The organism is Gemelliphila sp. 1F1 (genome assembly GCF_056897515.1).
In genome coordinates, this window is the sequence record NZ_JBXHBE010000001.1 from 343,334 (window position 1) to 362,418 (window position 19,085).

A 19,085-nucleotide genomic window follows, 5' to 3' on the forward strand; every position below is an offset into this window, starting at 1 on the left:
AAAAGTATACCTCCTTCTAGTTTGATTCTACAACAACTGAACCAGTAGGACAACATTCAAATGCGTCTATCACTGATTTATACAAAGATGAATCAATATCTTTTGTCATAGCATTATTGTCCAGAATACAATAAGCTATACCGTCTTCATCACAATCATAAACTTCTGGACATATCGCATAGCAATTTCCACAAGCTATACACGTATCTCTATTAATTCTACTCTTCATTTTAAATACCACCTGTCATTAAAAATTCTACTAATAAATCTAATGCAACTTTTCTATGACTAATATTATTTTTATCTTCTGATGAAAGCTCTGCGAATGTTTTTTTGAATTTTGGAACATAGAATATTGGATCATAACCGAAACCGTTAGTACCTAGTCTTTGATCAATTATTTCTCCTTTACATTCTCCTCTAAAACTATATTCTTCTCCATTTTTTGTAACTAAAGATATTACAGATACAAAAGTTGCCTCAGAACTTCTACCTCTTAATTTAGACAATAGTTTGTCAATATTTGCATCATCTGTACCTTCTTTCGAATATCTAGCAGAATAAACCCCCGGTTCCCCATTTAATAAATCCACGCATAGACCACTATCATCTGCTATCGTATCTTTTCCACTAAATCTTGCTACTATTCGCGCTTTCTTTAATGAATTCCCTTCAAAGGTTTCTTCATCTTCTATTATTTCATCAGAAAACCCAATATCATCTAAAGTTAATATTTTATAATTTACTAAAATATTTTGTATTTCATTTTTTTTATGTTCATTGTTCGATGCTAAAACTAATTCTTTCATAAATACTCTCCTATTTTACTATTTCTAAATCAATTTTTTCATTAAGCCATTTTTGTGCTGTACTTTTAAATTCTTGACTCTCTTTTGAAATAAAAAATTTATGACTTATACTTTTTTTATTATTTAACATTTTATTATCTTTTAGTATTTTATAGACTTTTTTTGTAGTTTCTACTGCAGAAGATATTACTTTTATTTTATTATCATAGTAACTTTCAATATAATTTTGAATAATAGGATAATGAGTACAGCCTAATATCAGTGTATCCATGTCATAAGTTTTTGTAGTAAAAAGCTCATTATTAATAATTTGGAATGCTTTAGATTCATCACTATAATTTTCACTTTCTATAAATGGCACAAAAGATGGACAAGATTTCTCATAAACAGTTATATCACTTTTAATATTAGAAATAACTTTTGAATATGCTTTAGAATTTATAGTGAAATTAGTACCTAATACTAAAATTTTGTTATTTTTTGTAGTTTCTAGTGCTGTAATTGCTCCAGATTTTATTACCCCTATTATAGGAATTTTGTATTTTCCTTTTAAAAATTGTAATGCCGCAGCAGTAGCAGTATTGCAAGCTAATACTATCATTTTTACATCTTTTTTTATTAAAAATTCAACTGCTTCTTTGGTATATTTTATTATTTCTTCTTTATTTTTTTCTCCATAAGGACAATTTTTGACATCACCAAAAAAATAAATAGTTTCATTTGGAAGTTTTTCTAATATTTCTTTAGCAACGGTTAATCCTCCAACTCCACTATCAAAAACACCAATAGGTCTATTCATATTTCCTATTATCCTCCTTAAAAGAATTAAACATTTCTTCTAATTCTAATATTTTTTTATAAGATTTTGTTTCTAACCCTAAATATTCCTTTATTAATAAATGAACAAAATTAAATAATTTTACCACTTCATCATTCTCTAAAAAAACTTTTTCCAAAATATCAGTATTATAGCTACTAAATATATATATTAATTTTACTAATTTATTATTTAACAAATATGAGCTAGGAGAATCAATAAAATCTAAAAACATATTCATTTTAAAGCTATAACATAAATATTCAGTTACATCTTTTTTATATTTAAAATTAAATCCCTCTAATTTCAATATTTTTATAATAAAATAAATATTAACTAATTTTACATCTACTTTATTTTCATTTACTAGTTTTATTAATTCTAATAATAAATTGTAATATTTTTGTGGTATTCTATTCATATAAGATATTAATTCTAACAAGTTTCCTATATAACTACTAGTTATAACATCGTATAAAATATTATTAAAATAGTCATCTATGTCTAAAGTAATTATTTTGTTCATACCACTGGTGCGAAAGTACTGTACAGTTACTGTGCAAGGGATAGAGAGTTTTTGTAATTTTTTATTTTTATTAACATTTTCATAAAAAAAACTCTCTATTTCTCCATTTTCAGTTAGGATGTGTACTATTTCATGATAATCTTTATAAGGAATTTTTTTAAGCACAATTCCTTTTACTATTCCTTTTTTAATCAAAGATATCATCCCTATATCCTAAATCTTTTATAAGATTTGGCTTCGTTCTCCAACCATCGATAACTTTCACCCATAATTCTAAATATATTTTTTCTCCTAATAGTTCTTCTATATCTCTACGAGCTCTTTTTCCTATTTCTTTTATCATTTTTCCTTGTTTACCAATAATCATACCCTTTTGAGATTTTCTCTCCACTATTATCGAAGCTATTATAAGTTTTTTAGAATTTTCTTCTTTTTCTATTTTATCAACTACAACTGCTATTGAATGAGGTATTTCTTGTTCTGTAAGTTGCAGAACTTTTTCTCGGATAAATTCTGAAATAATAAAATATTCTGGAGAATCTGTTATTACGTCATCAGGATACATTTTTATACTAGGAGTAAGATATTTTTTAGTAACATTTAATAAGTTATCGACATTAATTGATTTTAATGCTGATATAGGAACTATTTCTTTGAAATCGTACAAATCTTTATAGAAATCGATAGTTTTTATTAACTGCTCCGGAGTAATTAAATCTATTTTGTTTAATAATAGAAATGTAGGTACATTTAATTCTTTTATAATATTTAAGATTCTTTCATCACCACTACCAAACTTTTCAGAGGCATTAACAATTAAGTAGACTATTTCTGATTCTTTTATTGCACTATTTGCTACTTTCATCATATAATCACCTAATCTATGTTTAGGTTTATGTATTCCTGGTGTATCAATAAATACTATTTGTGAATCGTCATCTGTATAAACACCATTTATAATATTTCTAGTAGTTTGGGGTTTATCAGACATAATAGCTATTTTTTGTTTTAAAACATTGTTTAGTAAAGTAGACTTTCCTGCATTAGGTCGTCCTATAATAGTAATAAATCCTGTTTTTATCAATTCGTTATACATTAAATCCTCTTTCTATCTTAGTAATCCATATTCGTTTAAAATAGTATCTTGCTTTCCGAACATTTCTTTTTCGTCTTCATCTGTCATATGATCATAACCTAATAAATGCAAAAATCCATGTACTGCTAAAAATCCTAGTTCTCTTTCAAAAGAATGATTATATTCTAGAGCTTGTTCCTTAGCTATGTCTACACAAATAATTATATCTCCTAAGTAATCTATTTGATTACCTCCTATAATTTTTAATTCTCCTTCTACTTCATCATTTAATGCAAAAGAAATAACATCTGTAGGTTTATCAATACCACGGTATTCTCTATTAATATCTTGAATTTCATCTTTATCTACAAAAGTTATTGATAACTCTGTATTATCAATATCTACTTTTTCAATTTTCGCTGCTAATTCTAATAAATTAATAATTAAATCTCTAAACTTTTCATCTACATAGTTTTGTTCATCTATTATTTCTAAAAATGCCATAATTCTCCTTAATACTACGAATATATAATACTTTATTATACCATATACATTATAAAAAACAAAATTCCATTGCTACCTTATACATATTACTTAAAAATTACTATATGAAAAAATAAAAATATTGCTTAGAATTAACTAAACAATATTTTAAATTACTTATTTCTTCTCCAATAACTAATTATTCCACTAAATGTAATTATTATCATTATTAACATAAAAATATAATTTTTTATTGTGAAATATTTACCTACTTTATTACCTATAATTTCTACTTTTTTATCTATATTTTGAGTTTTTTTATAATTTTCATTATACTCTCTAAATTTATTTTGACTATCTTTAGATACATTGCTATTTATAAGCGACACATAAAAAATATATTTTAAATCATTTAAAGAGCTTATATCAGATACATTAGTATCGTTAATAGATAAACTAGACAAATTTGTAACAGTAGCCAGTACTGAAATATTACTAAGAGATTTATTACCGTCTAGTATTAATCTATACAATTCTTTTTTATTTTCAAGAGCAGTTATATCTGTAATATTATTTTTGGCAAGAGTTAACTCACTCAACTTTTCTAAATTTTTTAATAACGATAAATCTACAATATTATTTTTATCAAGAAATAACATTTTTAAATTTGTTAAATTCTCTAAAGGAGCTAAATCTCTTATTTTATTTTCTTCTGCAAATAAAGTTTCTAACTTAGTAGCCGTTTTAAGAAAATTAATATTTTCTATACCTAATCCAGTAATTTTTAAAGTTCTTATATTAGATAAGTCTACTTCTTCTGCAATAGAATTTTTTAAAATTCCATTATAAGAAATATCTAACTCTTCAACTGGTATATTATTCAAAAATTTTAAATTGGTTATTATATTTTTTTTAATAGCTAATTTTTTCAAATTTGTTAATTTACTTAATTCGTCTGCATCTTTAATTTTATTATTGTTGATATTTAAATCTTCTAATTTTGTCAGATTTGTTATAGGTGTTATATCTTCTATAAAATTATTAGCTAAATTTAAATTTTTTAAATTAACTGCATTTTCTAATCCATCTAAAGAAAAAATGTTTGACCAAGGTAAGTATAGAGTTGTAAATTTACTCATCATACCTTTAGTAATTTTATTATCTTTATACTCTTTATCTATATGGAATTTGTAATATTCCAATATTGCTTCTTTTAGGTTTAAATCACGAAAATATATTTCTTCTGTTGTATCTACTTCTTCTTTTTGAGGAAAAGGTACGTAATTATCTGCTGCCTGTATATTAGGAGTTAAAATACAAGTTGCTAGGCCTAACGTTATTATTAAGTTAAGTATTTTTTTTATCATACTTTTTTCCTCCTTTTTCTTCATAATATTTTATAACCATATTTTTAGTAATAACAAATCCGTAAGCTGCTAAAGGTATCAAAAAGATAAAATAAGGAAATATATAGCGGCTTTTGGCTTCCCAAATCATATGAAATAATGTTCCACCTATAAAGGCTATTGGAATAATTAAATAATTTAATTCTTTCTTTTTAAAAGTTATTACTCCAAAAATCATTGTAAACAAATAGATAAATATTTGCATAACTTTCATTACATTAAACAAAATCTTATTAGTAGTTCCAAAATATAGTTCTTGTAACAATTTATTTTTAATTACTATAATCTTATTACCTTCCTCAACATCTTTTTGAGGTGCTGTTATTAACAAACTTTGGAAAGTAGGTTCTATAAATTGATTTTCATACTTTCTAACATAAAAATCTATTACGTATTTAGGATTATTCCTAAAGACATTTAATCTTTGTGAAATAGATTTTTTGGAAATTTCAACTACACGTTCATTATCATAATCTTCTTCTGTCATAATATCATAATTAAAGCTATTCCACCAACCTGCTTCTCTATCTCCTTCTTGCATTCCCATTGCTATCCAAGAGATTTTATTAACTCCCTGAGGAATATCTTGTTTAGATACTACCTCATAATAATTTTCAATAGTACTTTTCGCCCCTGTCATAAACACAAGGCTAGCAATCATAAAAATTAAAAGTTTCTTATCAAATTTATTTATCAGATATATTACAGTAACAGCAAATATAGCTAACATATTGATTAGATTATTACCAATTAATAAAATAGCTAGGTTTATTGAAATTAACGATATTACTAAATCGTACCACTTATTTGATTTGCTATATTTAATAAAGTGATAAAATGATAAAAGAGTTAAAAACATTCCCGGTAATGTCCCATATATAAATGCTACATAAAATATTAAAGGAAAATTAAATAATGTTAATATTACCGTTATATAATTAGTATTCTCATTATCAAACAAGATATTTGAAATCTTATACAGAATAAACAATATATAACTTATAGAAAAACATTGTACCAAATAAAGTATAAAAGTTACTCTTCCAAATATTGCAAAAAATATTTGAAACATAAACACTGTCGTTATTTGATGAGAATAAATATACAAATAATTGTTACCTTTTTCTAAACCTGTATAATTATTTCGCAAAAAGTTACTGGCTTGATCAATTACATTAAAAGGATCATACTGAACATAATCACGTCTTAGTATGGCAAATAATAAGCTTACTACAAATAAATAGATCATTGCCAACAAGACAAATCTTTTTATTCCTATTATTCTTTTTATATATTTAGATAAAAAAAATAGCGCTATACTGAACACTATTAAAAATAAAATGTTCAGTATAGTATTATCTTGTGTGTAATAAAATGTCTCTTGATAATCAGTAGGAAATATTGCCGTTTTGGTCAATACTAAAAAAGAATTTAATGCCATTAATATAAAAAATAAAATAGCGACAGCTGATATTAGAAAATTCGAAATTAATTTCTTTTTCATAAAACACCCTACTAAAATTATTTATTTAAAAACTTTTCGATAATGAATCTTGGTCTTTCTTTTGTCTCTAAATATATTTTTCCTATGTACTCTCCTACAATACCTAACGACATCATAATCATTCCACCTATAAACCATAATGAAATCATTAAGCTCGACCAACCCTTACTTACATTACCAAATAAATAACTCATTATACTATAAATGAAGAATATAATTGATACAAAAATCATTAAAAAGCCTGCAAGCGTAATAAATCTTATTAACTTAACTGATAATGATGTAATACCTTCGAACGCAAAAGCTAACATTTTTGATAGAGGATATTTACTTTCTCCAGCAAATCTTTCTGATCTTTCATAAGTTACAATATCTGTTGGATAACCTATCATAGGTACTAAGCCACGTAAAAATAAATTTACTTCTTTAAATTCTGCTAATCCTTCCAATGCTCTCTTACTCATAAGACGGTAATCAGCATGATTAAAAACTGTATTAGCTCCTAACTTCTCCATCACTTTATAAAATCCTTCAGCAGTAAATCTCTTGAAGAACGTATCTGTTGTACGAGCTGATCGTACTCCATAAACAATGTCTTTACCCGATAAATATTTTTTTATCATTTTATCCATTGCGTTAATATCATCTTGTAAATCTGCATCCATGGAAATAGATACGTCACAATAATCTTTAACAGTCATAAGTCCCGCTAAAAGAGCATTTTGATGACCTCTATTTCGACTCAAATTTATACCACTAAAAATATCATCTTGATTATGAAGTTCTTCTATCATTTCCCAAGTTCTATCTTTTGAACCGTCATTTACAAAGACAACCCTACTATCATCTGAAATTAAATTGTCATCTTTCATATTATTCATTTTTTCTTTTATTCTTTTTGCAGTTTCAAATAAAACTTCTTCTTCGTTATAACAAGGTATAACTACATATAATTTTTTCGACATAAATTAACCTCTTATAATTATTGTTTGCTACTTGCTTTTTTTAATCTATTAACAAGAGCTTTTGATTTATCTGTTTCTAATATATTTAATATATATATTTTCTTCACACATTCCTTATCATACTCCCTTAGAATATTATACAAATTTTTATTACATTCTTCAATGTTTTCTTTACTATCAGCTAAATATTTTATATTAACTTTAAGATTTTTTAATTTGTTACTCATATTCTTATATGTGATAAATCCAACTTCTGAGTCATATTTTTCTAGTTTTTCTAATAAACTATCTTCGCTTTCTGTATAAATTATTAAATCAGCTTCCGGAGAATAGTGTCGATACTTCATACCAGGAGAAATAATTTTCGTTGGATCCTCTTGTTCATTATAATAAACAGAATTTTTACCTAATACTTGCTCAATATCTTCTTTCGTTATACTTCCTGGACGAACTATAGCAAAAGGATATTTAGTGCAATCTATTACTGTACTTTCTAGCCCTATTTCAGATATATCTGATTTTATTATCACATCTATTTTATTATTTAAGTCATTATAAACATGTTCAAATTTTGTTGGCGACGGTTTCCCACTTGTATTAGCACTAGGAGCAGCTAACAAAGTATTAGTTTTCTCCAAAATTAATCTAGCAATTTCATTTTTGGGCATTCTTACTGCCAAAGTATCCAATCCAGCTGTAACATTCTTTGATATTTTATTATTATTTATCATAGGCAAAATTATAGTCATAGGGCCAGGCCAAAATGAATCTATTAATTTTTTTATATTTTTGTTTTCAAAACTAACAATATTTTCTAGCTGCTCTAATCTAGCGAAATGGACTATTAGCGGATTATCACTAGGTCTTCCTTTAGCTTTATAAATATTTTCTGTAGCTATATCATTAGTAGCATCAGCACTTAATCCATAGACAGTTTCAGTAGGAATAGCTATTAATTTTCCATCTTTATAATATTTTTTTAACTGTTCAAATATTTGATTATCTTTTGCTTTTATTTCTATTATTTCTGTTTTTATACTCATTTATACTCCTAAATTTATATGACAATAAATAATGTTAAGACTATTATTATTACATAACTTAAATAATCATATCTACTATACTTTAATTTTTTATATTTTGTTCTTTTTTTATCAGGGTTATATCCTCTTACTTCCATAGCTGTTGCCAAATCATCTGCTCTTTTCAAAGTAGCAATAAATATAGGAATCAGAATAGGAATAAAATTTTTAATTTTTTCAATTATGCCTGCCGAACGTAAATTTGCACCTCTTGAAACTTGAGCATTTATAATTCTATTAGTTTCTTCTCCAATAGTAGGAATAAATCTAACAGAAATTGATAACAGCAAGGAAAAAGTAGATACGTTAATACCTAATCTACTTAATGGCGATAACCCTTTTTCTACAGCAGCCATTAACTCAGTAGGAGATGTAGTTATCATAAATATAATCATTATAGCTATAACTAAGAAAAATCTGGCACACATTAAAATAATACTATATATTGCACCGCTATATATACTAAAATTCAAAATACTAAATATTTCACTTCCAGTTTTATTAAATATAATATGAATTAGTGATGTAAAAAATATTATGACTAATATTGATTTAAACCCTGATAATAAATATCCTAAATTAATCATAACTAAATAACATAATATTAGTAAAAATATAAATAAAACTACAAATTCTATAATAGTATTAGCAATAAAAATATTTATTAAATAAAAAATTGTACCGATAAGTTTAACTCTAGGATCCAAATTATGAATAAGAGTATCTGCAGATATATATTTACTAAATAATGAATTATTCATCAACATACTCCAATCTATCCATAATCTCCTTCAACAAATCATCATAATTATAGTGTAGTTTTGATAAAGATACATTATTTAATTTTAAATCATATTGGAATTTTATTATTTCTGGTAAAGTTAAATCATAATCTTCGCTTATAAGAGTATTAACAAATTCCTCTTTATTATTAGTTTTAACTACAACTTCTCCATCTTTCATTATTACAATATCTGTAGCATAGTGTAAAACTGATTCCATATCATGAGTTATAAATATAACCGTTATTTTTTTTTCTTCATATATTTTTTTTATAAGGTTCATCAATTCAATTTTACTTTTAAAATCCAGTCCTATAAAAGGTTCATCCAAAACTAGAATATCTGGCTCTTGTGCCAAAATTCCACAAAGTGCTACTTTTCTCATTTCTCCACCAGATAATTCAAAAGGAGATTTCATCAAATACTCTTTTCTTAATCCTATTAGTTCTATTAAGTCACTAACTCTCTTTTCTGCAATTTCCCTAGATACTCCATAATTTATAGGAGCAAAAACAATATCTTCTAATACAGTATTTGCAAAAAGTTGTTGCTCTGAAAATTGAAACAGCATGGCAACTTTTTCACGAAATTTTACTAAATTATTTTCTAATATTTTTTTTTCTTTTCTACTATTCTTATTTTCGATTACTAAATTATCTAATTGTACAGAGCCACTGTTAGCTATTAATAAGCCATTAATATGTTCTATCAACGTTGATTTACCACTTCCAGTTTTTCCTATAATTGCAGTAAAACTTCCTTCATCTATTTCTAAATTAATATTTTTTAAAACTTTGTTTTCATAAGGTGTATCTGGATTATATATAAAATTTACTTCTTCGAAATTAACTTGCATAACTTCTCGACCATATCCTCCTTATTATCTTTTTCACTAAAAATATTTTTTTTAAAATTTTTATTAATATCAATCTTTAATCTTTCTAAAAAGGGAATTTCTATATTATACTGCGCTAATAATTCTGTTAGATTATATATATTAGAAGACTCATCGTTTACTATTATCTCTCCTTTATCAAGCAATATAATATTATCACTATATTTCAGTTCTTCTACATTGTGAGTAATTGATATTACTGTAAATTTTTTTTCAAGTTGAACTTTTTTTATATAATCTAATAACACTTTCCTCGCTTTAGGATCTAGCATACTAGTAGCTTCATCTAAAATTAATAATTTAGGATTTAGAGCCAATGCCGAAGCTATAGCTACTCTTTGTTTTTGTCCTCCAGATAAATCTTTAGGTTCTTTTTTTCTTAAATCAGACATATCTACAATAGTAAGCATCTCTGTTATTATTTCTTCCATTTCATCTTGGGGAATATTTCTATTTTCAAGACCGAAAGCAATATCTTCTTCAACTGTATTACCTACAAATTGACTATCAGGATTTTGAAAAACTACTGCTAAATTATTAATAATATCAGAAAAATTATCATCACTTACTTCTTTGTCGTTAAAATAAATACTTCCAGAATTTTGTCGTAGTTGTCCATAAATTAGCTTTAATAATGTAGTTTTACCACTACCATTATTACCTAATATAGTAAGCCATTTCCCACTATTAATTTTGAAATTAATATTTTTTAATATGTAATCTTCAGTATTATCGTATTTAAAAAATACATCTCGAAATTCTAGCATAAATAGTTCCTCTCTTAAATATACCGTCTTATTATAACATATATCAAATTTAAAAACTATAAAATATATATTAATAAATTAAAGATACTACCAATTCTAACTACTTATTCTATCATTATAAAAAAAGACGATAGTAAATATTGTCTATCGTATACATTTAATTATCTTTTCTTTTTAGTTTTTGGCGCTGGAAGTTCTTCATACATTACGGTTAATAATCCTACAAGAAATTGTTTATCTTCTATATTATCTACTAATAACATTTCTTTTGCTCCTTCGTATGGCTGCTCATACGCCACTTCCGACATATAAGAAATTGCTGACTTTGTTGGCTTCACAAGAAATCTATTATCATAAATACCGCCTACAATTTTTCCTCTATAATAAATAATATATTCTCCCATCATAGAACGATACGTAATTTCTTCTAAATTAGATAATTGTTCTAAAATAAATTCCAAATACTGTTTACTTGATGCCATATTTTCACTTCCAATCATCTCATATTTTTTATTTAATTCTAAGATATTTTGATAAAATTATTTCAAATCATAAGTCCAATTATCATCTTCATCTTTAAAATAGAAAAATTCACTTAAATCGTCTTCATTAAAAACACGAATCATGTCGTTCATATCTAAAGCTAGTTTTAAATTATGTAAATTTTTTATATCTTCCCACCAAACAGGTCCTTCTTTCGAAGAAACTAGTTCTCCTTCAAATTTATTTGTTTTGTAAAATAAAACTACAAATCTTCTATTACCTTCCATACAATTTTTTATTCCACATATTTGAGGAGAGTAAATTGTCAATCCTGTTTCTTCTTTTACTTCACGAATAACACTATCAGAAAACGATTCTCCAAATTCTACATGTCCTCCTGGGAAAGTAATGCCCGGCCAATCTTTCTTTTTTCTTTCGATAACAACTACCCTGTCTTCATCATAAATCATACACATATTTGTAAATTCAACATTTTCAAGCATTAGTATTTACCTCCTATATAATGCGATACTGAATTAATTGTATCAAAAATAGTTAATATAATAAAGAATATTGTGATTAATCATATAAAAATAATAAAATTCAATCTATGTTCTATAATTATAAATTAAATAATATAGATTGAATTTTATTTCATATTTTTATATTTTATTTAGAAAGTTCCAAAACTTTTTGAACTGCTTCATCTTTCTCCATATTTTTCATAAAACGAGCAATATTTGGATATTCAGTCCACGGTTTTGGAGTTTTTACAGTCCATCTAGCCATAACATAGGCATAAGCATCAGCTACAGTTTTTTTATTTTTGTAAACATGATTTGTATCACCTATTAAACCATTTAAAAATGTCATAACTTTGTCAATTCTTATAAATGCTGCTTGTGATACTTTTTCTAATTCTTCTCCATTTTTTGATAATGTGTAACGATTAGGCATAAACATTGGCCAAAACGCTGGATGAAAATCTCCAGTCAAAAATGCCATAATTTCATTAAATTCTGCAGTCGCGTTTATCCCTTCATCAGCTCCCAAATCATTATCTTTATTGTATTCTGCTATATATTGCAATATTGCATTTGCTTGAGTCAAAATTTTGTAATTAGGAATATCTAATGCAGGTACCATTCCTAGAGGATTGATTTTTAGATATTCAGGTGATCCCAATTTTACTTTCTCTACTGTGTAATCTACATTAGACCATTCTAACGATATCCAACAAGCTAGTGCGCACGTTCCAGGTGCATAATATAATTTCATAAAACCATAACTCCTTTTTTTATTCTTAGAAATATTTTATTATAATTTTTATAATTTTGGAAATTTAAAATGTACTTCTAATTAATTTTATTTAAAAAATATTTATAATATTTTCATTGATATAAACTAATTAAAACCTACTCTATCTATTAATATAATATCAGTAATTTTTATTGTTTAGCTAGTAGGTCTTTAATTTAATTCGGTATTATCTGAATTTTAGTTAATTAAACCTTTAAAATTTTGCTGTCTTAGAGCTTCATAAATAACCATAGCTGCAGTATTAGACAAATTGAGAGAACGTACTTTATCCGTCATAGGTATTTTCAATGTTTGACTTTTGTACTTCTCTCTAAACTCTTCTGGAAGACCTTTTGTTTCACGTCCAAAAATAAAATATAGTTCTTCATTATTATCATTAGAAAAATCAAAATCAGTATAAACTTTTTCTCCAAATTTAGTAATTAAAAAGTAATTCTTACTATCAGTATTTTCCAAAAAATGATTTAAGCTATCCCAAATTACTAAATCTAAATGCTCCCAATAGTCTAAACCAGCTCTTTTTAGATGTTTATCATCAATAGAAAATCCTATAGGCATAATTAAATGTAGTCTAGTATTTGTACCAACACAAGTTCTAGCAATATTTCCTGTGTTAGCAGGTATCTCTGGTTGAAAAAGTACTATGTTGTTCATATACCTCTAAAAAGGAAGTTTTCCACCAAACATTCTTCCTAATCCCTTTCTTTTCGATTTATCATTCATCATACCACCAAATTGCTTCATCATTTTTCTCATCTCTTCAAATTGTTTAATAAGTTTGTGGACTTCGCTTATAGGTCTTCCACTACCTTGAGCAATTCTTTTTCTTCTTGGTACATTAATAATATCTGGGTTTTGTCGCTCTTCTATGGTCATAGATTGAATTATAGCTTCTATGTAAGTAAATTGTTTCTCGTCTATTTGTGACATATCTAAACCTTTTAATTGTTTACCCATTCCTGGAATCATTCCTAGTATATCTTTTAACGATCCTAATTTTTTTATTTGATTTAATTGTGTCAGGAAGTCCTCAAATGTAAATGTTTGATTTAGCATTTTTTCTTGCATTTTTTTTGCTTCATCTTCGTCTATACTAGATTGCGCTTTTTCTATTAATGTTAGAACATCTCCCATCCCTAAAATTCTAGATGCCATTCTTTCTGGATGGAAGTATTCTAAATCGTTCATTTTTTCTCCCATACCAACAAGCTTTATAGGTTTATCGGTAATAGATTTTATTGATAATGCTGCTCCACCACGTGTATCCCCATCTAATTTTGTTAAGACTAATCCTGTAATATCTAATTGTTCATTAAATGATGTTGCTATATTTACTGCTTCTTGTCCTATCATTGAATCAACAACTAATAATATTTCATCAGGATTAGTTGTCTTTTTAATATTTTGTAACTCTTCCATTAGTAACTCGTCAATGTGTAGACGCCCTGCTGTATCTATAATAACATAGTTCAAGTAGTTTTCTTCAGCATATTTTAGTCCATCTTTTACTATATCTACAGGATCTTTATCTACATAAAATACTGGAATATCTAATTGTTTCCCTAACGTTTGTAACTGTTGCACTGCTGCTGGCCTATACACATCTGCTGCAATTAACAGTGGTCTTTTTTTCATTGATTTTTTTACTTTTAATGCTAGCTTTCCTGCAGTAGTAGTTTTCCCTGCTCCTTGCAATCCTACCATCATAACGGTAGTCATCTTTTTTCCTTGAGCTAATTCCGATGATTCTCCACCTAAAAGTTCTATTAATTCTTCATTAACAATCTTAACAATTTGCTGAGCTGGAGTCAATGATTTCATAACTTCACTTCCAACGGCTCTTTCACTAATTCTTTTTACAAAATCTTTTACAACCTTGAAGTTAACATCAGCTTCCAACAGTGCTAATCTTACTTCTCTCATCATTTCTTTTACATCAAATTCTGTAACTTTTCCTTTTCCTGTTATTTTTGCAATTGTGCTTTGTAATCTTTCTGATAAGTTTTCAAATGCCATAAGTGTTCTCCTAATCTTCTAATTTTATTAGTTGTTCTACAAAAATATCAATATCTTTATTGTCATTTATTTTTCTTATTTCATTAAGTAAAAATAATCTTTCGTTACTCATTTTTATTAAATTTAATTTTTCTTCAAATTGCTCCAATTCACTTATAGTTCTTTTAATACTATTTGATATAGCTTGTTTAGAAATTCCATAATTTTCCGAAATTTCCGCTAGTGATAGATCATCAAAAAAATAATTTTTTATATACAAACGTTGTTTACTACTTAACAACTCGCTATAAAAATCATATAGTTGTGATATTTTAATTATTTTTTCTAATTCCATTATTATCTCCATATAATACAAAAATACCTTTTTAATATTTTACCACAGTGTCATTAATTTGTATATGTAATAACACATCATTTATAAAGAAATAAGAAGTAAAATTAAAATATACTAGATAAATCCATGTATATTTTAATTTTACTTCTTAATACTAATCTTCTCTATATATTTTTATCGCTAATAGTAACGCTCCTATACAGATAAAAGTATCTGCAAAATTAAAAATTGGAAAGTTATAACCTATAATATTAAAATCTAAAAAGTCAACAACTTCTCCTGATTTTAATCTATCTATAAAATTACCTATTGCTCCTCCTATTATTAAAGAAAAGACAACGCAATCAAATTTATTTAAATTCTGTCTTATTTTGAAAATATAGATAAATACTGCAATAAGAAACAAAATAGTAACTAGTATAAAAAATAATCTACTATCTTGTAAAATTCCCCAAGCAGCTCCTTTATTTCTATGCGAAGTAATAAAGAAGAAATTATCTATTACTGTAATACTTTCTCCTAAAGTCATTTTTGTAACAACAAAATATTTAGATATTTGATCTATTGCAATAAAAATAATTACAAAAAGAAAAATTAAGAACATATTATTCTCCTAGCTTATTATATTTACAAATATCTTTTAATTCACAATTTAGACATTCAGGCTTTTTTGCCTTACATTGATAACGTCCAAAATGAATTAATTGATGATGAATTTTTGACCAATCTTTTTCTGGAAAAATAGACATCAACTTTTTCTCAACTACTAATGGCTTATCCTTTTCTTCAGCAAGACCTAAGCGTTTTGAAATTCGTTCTACATGTGTATCTACTGCAATAGCAGGTATATTAAATCCAACAGACATCACAACATTAGCAGTTTTTCTTCCAACACCTGGTAATTTTATTAAATCTTCGCTAGTTTTGGGTATAATATAATTATACTCATCTCGTAACATTTCTGCTAGCAGCTTTATATTTCTTGATTTAGCTTTATATAACCCTAATGACCTTATATATTTTTCTATATCGTTAGCACTAGCTTCGGCATAATCATCAATAGTTTTGAAATCTCGAAATAAGCCCTCTGTCGCTCTATTTACATACTCATCTTTGCACTGTGCTGATAACAAAACTGCTATTAATAACTCCAAATTATTAGAGAAATTTAATTCAGCTTGAACATTCGGATAATTTTTGTCTAAATATTCTTTAATTTTTTGAGCTTTTTGCATATCATTTAATCCAGTCATAATTTAAAATATCATCCTCATTTATACTATTATCTAAATAATTAGTATTATTATTTAATATAGCATTTATATAATTTATATTTTTAATATCTTTAGAAAGATTATATGCCTCTTGAATATCTTTTTTTGTAAATTTACTATCTATCCACGTTGCAATAATATCAATCTCTTGAGGAGTTAGTATTCTATTTAACCATTTTTCAGTAAATACTAATAAATCCTTTAAATTATAGTACTTATCCTCTTGATTCAAAATCAAAAATATTAATCTTTTTGTAGAACTAATTTTAATTGCTTTCTTGTTATATAAATCTTGTAAACTTGTTAGAAATTGAGTTTCTGATATAGACAATTCTTTAGCAAACTGTTTTGTATCTAATTGACGCTCACCTTGTTCTGATATATAACTAATCTGCAATAAAAATATCATTTCTGATGCAGTTAAATTGTAATTGTGAAAATTTAATAATAGGTCTTTATTTACATAAAGACCTTCTAATTTAAGATTTTTCATAATTATGGTGTTAACCTATTCAATAATCTTGGGAATGGAATAGTTTCACGAACATGACCATTTCCAGTAATCCAAGCTACTGTTCTTTCTAAGCCTAATCCAAATCCAGAATGTTCTACAGAACCATATTTTCTAAGGTCAAGGTACCATTGATATGCCTCAATATTTAAGTCGTGAGCCTTAATATTTGTTAATAGCGTATCATAATCATCTTCTCTTTGCGAACCACCAATTATTTCCCCGTATCCTTCTGGAGCAATTAAATCTGCACAAAGAACCACTCCTGCTTCCTCAGGATCCTCTTTCATATAGAATGGTTTTATTTCTTTTGGCCAGTGTGTTATAAATACAGGCTTATTATAGCTATTAGCAATAAATGTTTCGTGAGGAGATCCAAAATCTTGTCCGTACTCTATATCATCAAATCCATTATCTTTTAATAATTTTATTGCATCTTTATATTTTATACGTGGAAACTCTCCTGTTGCTGCTTTTAATGCTTCTATATCTCTGCCTAATATTTTTAGCTCTGTCATATTCTTTTTAAGTACATCATTTATTAAATAATTAACGTATTTCTCTTGAATATCTAAACTTTGATTATGATTACAAAACGCCATCTCTGGTTCTATCATCCAAAACTCTATTAAATGACGACGAGTTTTTGATTTTTCTGCCCTAAATGTTGGACCAAATGAATACACTTTCCCAAATGACATTGCACAAGCTTCCATATATAATTGACCAGATTGTGATAAATATGCTTCTTCATCAAAATATTGTGTATGGAACAACTCTGTAGTTCCTTCTGGAGCTGATGACGTTAAGATAGGTGGATCTAGCTTTAAAAAACCTTCTTGTTCATAAAAATCATATGTTGATTTAATTATTTGATTTCTTATAGTAAGTATAGCATGTTGCTTTTTAGAACGAATCCACAGATGGCGGTTATCTGCCAAAAACTCTACTCCATGTTCTTTTGGAGTAATAGGATAATCAGTAGCTATACTAATAACTTCAAAATCAGTGATTTCTAATTCTATTCCAGAAAGTTCCCTTTCATTTTCTTTAATAACCCCTGTTACTTTAATAGAAGTTTCTTGTGTAAGATGACGTAACTCTTGATATCTATCCTCTCCTAAAGTCTCTTTTAGTGCTACTGCTTGTATAAATCCTGCTCCATATCTTAATTGAAAAAATGCAATTTTTCCGCTACTTCTCTTATTAGCAATCCATGCTCCTAAAGTAACTTGTTCTCCAATTTTATCTTTTAAATTGTTAATATTCACTTTTTTATCTCCTTATAAAAACTAGATATTTATAATATAGCAAAATATCAATTAAATTACAATATATTCTGTTTATTTTAAATATTTCTTTCGTGTAAATAAAAGTAATAAAAAATATACAAAGAATAAATTTTTTCTGTTATAACCAGAAAAAAGTGAGAAAAACTCTCACTTTTATAAAATAGAATATATTCTTTCTAAAATTTTATTAACATTTAATTTTTTTGTTGAAGAAAAAGGTATTATATCTATATTATTTGTTAAATCTAATTCACTTTTTATTTTTTTTTGACTTTTAGCTAAATCATTCTTTGATATTTTATCCACTTTAGTTAATACTATAATAAATGGGATTTCATAATAGTTCAAAAATTCATTCATCATTATATCATCTTCTGAAGGTTTGTGTCGACTATCCATCAAATGAAGAACAAAACTTAATTTTTCGCTATTAACAAAATATTCAACAATCATATCATACAATTTTTCTTTTTCTTTTTTCGATAGTTTTGCATATCCATATCCCGGCACATCAACTAATGCAACTTTATCATCTACATTAAAAAAATTTAATGTTCTTGTTTTACCGGGTTTTGATGATACTCTTGCAAAATTTTTTCTATTTAATATAGTATTTATAAAAGATGATTTCCCTACATTTGAACGTCCACACATAGCTATCTCTGGCATGTTATGTTCTGGATATTGTCTCTTAGATACAGCACTAATCATTAGTTCTACATTATTTACATTAAATTTTACCAT

General features: G+C 26.1%; 24 protein-coding genes. All 24 read right to left on the reverse strand.

Annotation, left to right across the window (positions count from 1 at the left end):
• Window positions 1-16 precede the first annotated feature (16 nt).
• The 24 genes from AC1XWJ_RS01550 to yihA all read right to left on the reverse strand — a co-directional run bounded on the left by AC1XWJ_RS01550 (window position 17) and on the right by yihA (window position 19,085).
• Window positions 17-229: a ferredoxin gene (locus AC1XWJ_RS01550; RefSeq protein ID WP_483334077.1), complete on the reverse strand. Its 213-nt coding sequence runs from the start codon at window positions 227-229 to the stop codon at window positions 17-19.
• A 1-nt stretch (window position 230) separates the two neighbouring features.
• Window positions 231-809 (reverse strand): RdgB/HAM1 family non-canonical purine NTP pyrophosphatase, encoded by a 579-nt coding sequence (gene rdgB, locus AC1XWJ_RS01555; protein ID WP_483334079.1) that lies wholly within the window; start codon window positions 807-809, stop codon window positions 231-233.
• Window positions 810-819: 10 nt separating this feature from the next.
• Window positions 820-1,608, reverse strand: coding sequence for a glutamate racemase (gene murI / locus AC1XWJ_RS01560; RefSeq protein ID WP_483334080.1), 789 nt, complete (start codon window positions 1,606-1,608; stop codon window positions 820-822).
• Window positions 1,601-2,356, reverse strand: a complete 756-nt coding sequence (gene recO / locus AC1XWJ_RS01565; protein WP_483334081.1) for a DNA repair protein RecO — start codon at window positions 2,354-2,356, stop codon at window positions 1,601-1,603. The genes murI and recO overlap by 8 nt, the downstream gene beginning before the upstream one ends.
• Entirely contained in the window at window positions 2,340-3,248 is a 909-nt protein-coding gene (gene era, locus AC1XWJ_RS01570) for a GTPase Era (RefSeq protein WP_483334082.1), read from the reverse strand. The genes recO and era overlap by 17 nt, the downstream gene beginning before the upstream one ends.
• 12 nt (window positions 3,249-3,260) lie before the next feature.
• Entirely contained in the window at window positions 3,261-3,734 is a 474-nt protein-coding gene (gene ybeY, locus AC1XWJ_RS01575) for an rRNA maturation RNase YbeY (RefSeq protein ID WP_483334271.1), read from the reverse strand.
• A 149-nt stretch (window positions 3,735-3,883) separates the two neighbouring features.
• Complete coding sequence (locus AC1XWJ_RS01580) at window positions 3,884-5,077, reverse strand: leucine-rich repeat domain-containing protein (protein ID WP_483334083.1); 1,194 nt, start codon at window positions 5,075-5,077, stop codon at window positions 3,884-3,886.
• The gene (locus AC1XWJ_RS01585; RefSeq protein ID WP_483334084.1) at window positions 5,058-6,620 is read right to left on the reverse strand and encodes a glycosyltransferase family 39 protein; all 1,563 of its coding nucleotides are present in this window, start codon (window positions 6,618-6,620) and stop codon (window positions 5,058-5,060) included. The genes AC1XWJ_RS01580 and AC1XWJ_RS01585 overlap by 20 nt, the downstream gene beginning before the upstream one ends.
• A 17-nt stretch (window positions 6,621-6,637) precedes the next feature.
• Complete coding sequence (locus tag AC1XWJ_RS01590; protein WP_483334085.1) at window positions 6,638-7,585, reverse strand: glycosyltransferase family 2 protein; 948 nt, start codon at window positions 7,583-7,585, stop codon at window positions 6,638-6,640.
• Between the two features lie 17 nt (window positions 7,586-7,602).
• Window positions 7,603-8,628, reverse strand: a complete 1,026-nt coding sequence (locus AC1XWJ_RS01595) for an L-threonylcarbamoyladenylate synthase (protein WP_483334087.1) — start codon at window positions 8,626-8,628, stop codon at window positions 7,603-7,605.
• A gap of 14 nt (window positions 8,629-8,642) precedes the next feature.
• Entirely contained in the window at window positions 8,643-9,428 is a 786-nt protein-coding gene (locus AC1XWJ_RS01600; protein ID WP_483334088.1) for an energy-coupling factor transporter transmembrane component T family protein, read from the reverse strand.
• Window positions 9,421-10,305 carry an ATP-binding cassette domain-containing protein gene (locus AC1XWJ_RS01605; RefSeq protein WP_483334089.1) on the reverse strand — a complete coding sequence of 295 codons (885 nt, stop codon included), beginning with the start codon at window positions 10,303-10,305 and terminating at the stop codon, window positions 9,421-9,423. Before AC1XWJ_RS01605 ends, AC1XWJ_RS01600 begins: the two co-directional genes overlap by 8 nt.
• Window positions 10,281-11,111, reverse strand: coding sequence for an energy-coupling factor transporter ATPase (locus tag AC1XWJ_RS01610; RefSeq protein ID WP_483334091.1), 831 nt, complete (start codon window positions 11,109-11,111; stop codon window positions 10,281-10,283). The genes AC1XWJ_RS01605 and AC1XWJ_RS01610 overlap by 25 nt, the downstream gene beginning before the upstream one ends.
• A 161-nt stretch (window positions 11,112-11,272) precedes the next feature.
• A complete protein-coding gene (locus tag AC1XWJ_RS01615) occupies window positions 11,273-11,593 on the reverse strand; it encodes a TfoX/Sxy family protein (protein WP_483334093.1) in 321 nt (106 codons plus the stop codon).
• Between the two features lie 57 nt (window positions 11,594-11,650).
• Window positions 11,651-12,097, reverse strand: a complete 447-nt coding sequence (locus AC1XWJ_RS01620) for an NUDIX domain-containing protein (RefSeq protein WP_483334094.1) — start codon at window positions 12,095-12,097, stop codon at window positions 11,651-11,653.
• Window positions 12,098-12,263: 166 nt separating this feature from the next.
• Window positions 12,264-12,872 (reverse strand): glutathione S-transferase family protein, encoded by a 609-nt coding sequence (locus AC1XWJ_RS01625; protein WP_483334095.1) that lies wholly within the window; start codon window positions 12,870-12,872, stop codon window positions 12,264-12,266.
• A gap of 219 nt (window positions 12,873-13,091) precedes the next feature.
• Window positions 13,092-13,568 (reverse strand): tRNA (uridine(34)/cytosine(34)/5-carboxymethylaminomethyluridine(34)-2'-O)-methyltransferase TrmL, encoded by a 477-nt coding sequence (gene trmL, locus AC1XWJ_RS01630; protein WP_483334096.1) that lies wholly within the window; start codon window positions 13,566-13,568, stop codon window positions 13,092-13,094.
• Window positions 13,569-13,574: 6 nt separating this feature from the next.
• Window positions 13,575-14,930, reverse strand: a complete 1,356-nt coding sequence (ffh, locus tag AC1XWJ_RS01635; RefSeq protein ID WP_483334097.1) for a signal recognition particle protein — start codon at window positions 14,928-14,930, stop codon at window positions 13,575-13,577.
• Between the two features lie 10 nt (window positions 14,931-14,940).
• Window positions 14,941-15,264: a YlxM family DNA-binding protein gene (ylxM, locus tag AC1XWJ_RS01640; RefSeq protein ID WP_483334098.1), complete on the reverse strand. Its 324-nt coding sequence runs from the start codon at window positions 15,262-15,264 to the stop codon at window positions 14,941-14,943.
• A gap of 154 nt (window positions 15,265-15,418) precedes the next feature.
• Entirely contained in the window at window positions 15,419-15,868 is a 450-nt protein-coding gene (gene lspA, locus AC1XWJ_RS01645; RefSeq protein ID WP_483334100.1) for a signal peptidase II, read from the reverse strand.
• 1 nt (window position 15,869) lies between these two features.
• Window positions 15,870-16,517: an endonuclease III gene (gene nth, locus AC1XWJ_RS01650; protein ID WP_483334102.1), complete on the reverse strand. Its 648-nt coding sequence runs from the start codon at window positions 16,515-16,517 to the stop codon at window positions 15,870-15,872.
• On the reverse strand, window positions 16,501-17,031 hold the full coding sequence (locus AC1XWJ_RS01655; protein WP_483334103.1) for a DnaD domain protein: 531 nt from the start codon (window positions 17,029-17,031) through the stop codon (window positions 16,501-16,503). Before AC1XWJ_RS01655 ends, nth begins: the two co-directional genes overlap by 17 nt.
• Window positions 17,032-17,033: 2 nt before the next feature.
• Window positions 17,034-18,320, reverse strand: a complete 1,287-nt coding sequence (gene asnS, locus AC1XWJ_RS01660) for an asparagine--tRNA ligase (RefSeq protein ID WP_483334105.1) — start codon at window positions 18,318-18,320, stop codon at window positions 17,034-17,036.
• A 174-nt stretch (window positions 18,321-18,494) separates the two neighbouring features.
• A complete protein-coding gene (gene yihA, locus AC1XWJ_RS01665) occupies window positions 18,495-19,085 on the reverse strand; it encodes a ribosome biogenesis GTP-binding protein YihA/YsxC (protein WP_483334107.1) in 591 nt (196 codons plus the stop codon).

Coding starts and splice junctions, on each gene's coding strand:
- lspA (WP_483334100.1), bottom strand. CDS start 15,868: ATGTTCTTAATTTTTCTTTTTGTAATTATTTTTATTGCAATAGATCAA.
- nth (WP_483334102.1), bottom strand. CDS start 16,517: ATGACTGGATTAAATGATATGCAAAAAGCTCAAAAAATTAAAGAATAT.
- AC1XWJ_RS01595 (WP_483334087.1), bottom strand. CDS start 8,628: ATGAGTATAAAAACAGAAATAATAGAAATAAAAGCAAAAGATAATCAA.
- murI (WP_483334080.1), bottom strand. CDS start 1,608: ATGAATAGACCTATTGGTGTTTTTGATAGTGGAGTTGGAGGATTAACC.
- AC1XWJ_RS01585 (WP_483334084.1), bottom strand. CDS start 6,620: ATGAAAAAGAAATTAATTTCGAATTTTCTAATATCAGCTGTCGCTATT.
- AC1XWJ_RS01600 (WP_483334088.1), bottom strand. CDS start 9,428: ATGAATAATTCATTATTTAGTAAATATATATCTGCAGATACTCTTATT.
- rdgB (WP_483334079.1), bottom strand. CDS start 809: ATGAAAGAATTAGTTTTAGCATCGAACAATGAACATAAAAAAAATGAA.
- ylxM (WP_483334098.1), bottom strand. CDS start 15,264: ATGGAATTAGAAAAAATAATTAAAATATCACAACTATATGATTTTTAT.
- AC1XWJ_RS01655 (WP_483334103.1), bottom strand. CDS start 17,031: ATGAAAAATCTTAAATTAGAAGGTCTTTATGTAAATAAAGACCTATTA.
- AC1XWJ_RS01605 (WP_483334089.1), bottom strand. CDS start 10,305: ATGCAAGTTAATTTCGAAGAAGTAAATTTTATATATAATCCAGATACA.
- era (WP_483334082.1), bottom strand. CDS start 3,248: ATGTATAACGAATTGATAAAAACAGGATTTATTACTATTATAGGACGA.
- AC1XWJ_RS01615 (WP_483334093.1), bottom strand. CDS start 11,593: ATGGCATCAAGTAAACAGTATTTGGAATTTATTTTAGAACAATTATCT.
- AC1XWJ_RS01620 (WP_483334094.1), bottom strand. CDS start 12,097: ATGCTTGAAAATGTTGAATTTACAAATATGTGTATGATTTATGATGAA.
- ffh (WP_483334097.1), bottom strand. CDS start 14,930: ATGGCATTTGAAAACTTATCAGAAAGATTACAAAGCACAATTGCAAAA.
- AC1XWJ_RS01590 (WP_483334085.1), bottom strand. CDS start 7,585: ATGTCGAAAAAATTATATGTAGTTATACCTTGTTATAACGAAGAAGAA.
- AC1XWJ_RS01550 (WP_483334077.1), bottom strand. CDS start 229: ATGAAGAGTAGAATTAATAGAGATACGTGTATAGCTTGTGGAAATTGC.
- AC1XWJ_RS01625 (WP_483334095.1), bottom strand. CDS start 12,872: ATGAAATTATATTATGCACCTGGAACGTGCGCACTAGCTTGTTGGATA.
- yihA (WP_483334107.1), bottom strand. CDS start 19,085: ATGGTAAAATTTAATGTAAATAATGTAGAACTAATGATTAGTGCTGTA.
- trmL (WP_483334096.1), bottom strand. CDS start 13,568: ATGAACAACATAGTACTTTTTCAACCAGAGATACCTGCTAACACAGGA.
- AC1XWJ_RS01580 (WP_483334083.1), bottom strand. CDS start 5,077: ATGATAAAAAAAATACTTAACTTAATAATAACGTTAGGCCTAGCAACT.
- recO (WP_483334081.1), bottom strand. CDS start 2,356: ATGATATCTTTGATTAAAAAAGGAATAGTAAAAGGAATTGTGCTTAAA.
- AC1XWJ_RS01610 (WP_483334091.1), bottom strand. CDS start 11,111: ATGCTAGAATTTCGAGATGTATTTTTTAAATACGATAATACTGAAGAT.